We start from the raw sequence: 2,764 nt of genomic DNA, 5'->3' as shown, positions 1-2,764 counted from the left end.
TGAACAATATTTTGCTAGAGATGCTCGAACCTCACTGGAAAGCAGTATGCTCGCCGGAGGAGGAAAGTGGTTTTATTGTGCTGTTACAGTTCAGCGAGAGTTCGAATGAAGTTGGTACAGAGACTGACCTCCAAGAGAGCATTTTGCTTCAGAAAAGCGTGGATAGGCTGATTCAGGTTGTCGGTGAGTATCTTCCTTTGACTATTTCTATAGGGATTGGTCATATGGTCACGGATATTCAAGAGGCACGGGCGTCTTTTATAAAAGGAAAAGAGGCCCTTAATTTGCGTTTGTATGAGGGGTATGGACGTTCATATACGAATATAGACAGCAGCATAAGTGTGAAAAAGGATAACACAGTGGATGAACAGTCAAAGGAGCAGATTCAGGATTCAACATTGCTGGACAATCGGCGTGTGGAAATGATTCGTGCCCTGGAGTCACAGGAACCTGGTGCAAGTGTAAAGCTAATCAGCCACTGGGTAGAAGAACTTCGACTCCACAGAACATCCCCAGCCCAGGTCTACTTGTTTGTTCATGAATTGCTGGAAGATTTGCTAAAATGGTGTGCCAGGCAGAGTGTGACGCCGCCGGATCAGCTTGCTGATGAACACTGGAATCAGATTCTGACGCTAGACCTTCAAGACATTGAGGCATTGCTGGTCATTATGTTGACTGATATTGAAGAAAAATGGCACGGCCGCATTCAGTCCAAAGATTTTGTGCGTGTACAAGAGATGATTGAATATATGGAACATCATTTGCATTTGAACATCGGGCTTCAGGAAATTGCGGATCATGTTCACATGAGCGTGTCCTCGGTGAGCAGCATGTTCAAGGAAGAAACGGGGACCACCGTTTACGATTATTTGACTGGATTACGCGTAAAAAAGGCATGCACATTACTATGTGAAACCCATTTGAAAATCGGTGAAATTGCAGAACAGGTCGGATACCGAAATGAGAACAGCTTTATTCGGGTATTCCGCAAGCACAAACAAGTGACCCCAGGGAAATTCAGACAAATCAGCAAATCTTCCAATAAATATGCAGATCGGTCAAAAGGCCGATACTTTGGCGAAATAGAAGATAAATACGAAGATTAAGCGATAGCTGTAGCCCTCCACGTTGCGGTACATTGACTTCATGTAAACGCAAACAACAAGACCGAAAACGTTGGAGGTGAAAACGGGCGCATGACGGGCCCAGTTCATTTTTGGAGAAGAGGAAACATAATGAAGAAAAAGCCATGGCAAAAATATGTGCTGGTTGCGGCGGGAGTAGCTATGCTTTCTGCCTTGAGTATCAGTGAATATGTGGATCACCGCACCCTGCAGGATCACAGCCGTATATTTCCTACGAAGCCAATAACACTCGTCGTTCCTTATGCGGCTGGAGGCGGTACAGATATTACCGCGAGAGCGTTGGCGAAAGCCGCCGAAAAGCATCTCGGTCAGCCGATAATCGTCGTTAATCGAACGGGAGGAGGCGGTTCTGTCGGGCTGATGGAAGGGGCTGAGGCGCAGGCGGACGGTTATACTGTAACGTATCTGGTCGCTGAGCTGACTACGTTGCCTCATTTGGGACTGCTACCGCTCACCTATGAGCGATTTAAGCCGCTGCTTCAAACCAATATGGACCCTTCCGCCATTACGGTCCGGGCGGATGCACCATGGACGACAGCGGAGGCATTTCTGGAGGATGCTGGGGCCCATCCCGGCAAGCTCAAAATGGGGAATGCAGGCACAGGGAGCATATGGCACCTTGCTGCCGCGATGCTGGAGCAGAAAAGCGGAGTCCGCTTTACCCATATCCCTTATGAGGGAGCAGGCCCAGCCGTCTCCGCTTTAATGAGCGGATTTGTGGATGCTGTACCCGTCAGTCCCGCAGAAGTGAAGAAATACGTGGACGAAGGGAAACTTCGCATACTGGCGATCCAGGCAGACACTATTTCGGAAGCGTTTCCAAAAGTGCCGACACTACAGCAAGCCACTGGGCTGCGTGTACATTTTATTGGCACTTGGAGAGGGCTGGCTGTACCCAAGGATACACCGGATGAAGTTGCTCAAACGCTGACGGATGCACTGATCAAGGGGACGAAAGACGAGGAATTCAGGGAGGAAATGCGTAAGCATGGGTTGGGATTGCGTGTCCAGGATGCAGAGGCATTCGCGCAGCAACTGAAGGAGAGTCATGATACCTTCGCAAGACTGATTCCCGAGCTCGGCTTGAGCCGCAAGTAATACGGCCTTGTTTTTGCATTGGCAAAAACGAAAGGGTTGAACGAAGTAATGAAAATCAAACAAAACATTGATAAAATTCCAGGGGGCATTATGCTGGTGCCGCTGTTTATTGGCGCACTTTTTCATACATTTACTCCATGGGCAGGCGACTATTTTGGATCTTTTACCAAGGGGCTGATGACAGGTACGGTACCCATTTTAGCAGTGTGGTTTTTTTGTATGGGTGCTTCTATAGATGTGCGAGCGACGGGTACTGTATTGCGTAAATCAGGAACGCTCGTATTGACTAAAATCGCGGTCGCGTGGGTAGTGGCGATCATTGCATCCAGATTGCTGCCTGTTGGTGGTGTAGAAAGTGGACTATTTGCAGGTTTGTCGGTGCTGGCGCTGATCTCGGCTATGGATATGACGAACGGCGGGTTATACGCCTCCATTATGCAGCAGTATGGCTCCAAGGAAGAGGCAGGAGCATTTGTACTGATGTCACTGGAATCGGGTCCGGTGGTGACAATGATTATTTT

Annotated in this window: 3 protein-coding genes; all 3 read left to right on the top strand. The window is 48.4% G+C overall.

The annotated features are described in order from the left end of the window. Nucleotides 1–1,106 (top strand): AraC family transcriptional regulator (locus GRP75_RS23660; RefSeq protein ID WP_160790537.1); only part of this gene is annotated, 1,106 nt, incomplete at its 5' end. A gap of 129 nt (nt 1,107–1,235) precedes the next feature. Next, entirely contained in the window at nt 1,236–2,243 is a 1,008-nt protein-coding gene (locus GRP75_RS23655; protein ID WP_068942435.1) for a tripartite tricarboxylate transporter substrate binding protein, read from the top strand. A gap of 48 nt (nt 2,244–2,291) precedes the next feature. Next, nucleotides 2,292–2,764, top strand: a 473-nt coding sequence (locus GRP75_RS23650) for a 2-keto-3-deoxygluconate permease (RefSeq protein ID WP_160790536.1), incomplete at its 3' end; no start/stop codon positions are given.

It is taken from the genome of Paenibacillus sp. OT2-17 (genome assembly GCF_009827695.1).
Classification (GTDB): domain Bacteria; phylum Bacillota; class Bacilli; order Paenibacillales; family Paenibacillaceae; genus Paenibacillus; species Paenibacillus polymyxa_B.
This window is presented reverse-complemented; position numbering and strand designations above follow the sequence as displayed.

What these genes read in the sequence shown, in the direction of transcription:
- GRP75_RS23655 (WP_068942435.1), top strand. Translation starts at nt 1,236, where the DNA reads ATGAAGAAAAAGCCATGGCAAAAATATGTGCTGGTTGCGGCGGGAGTA.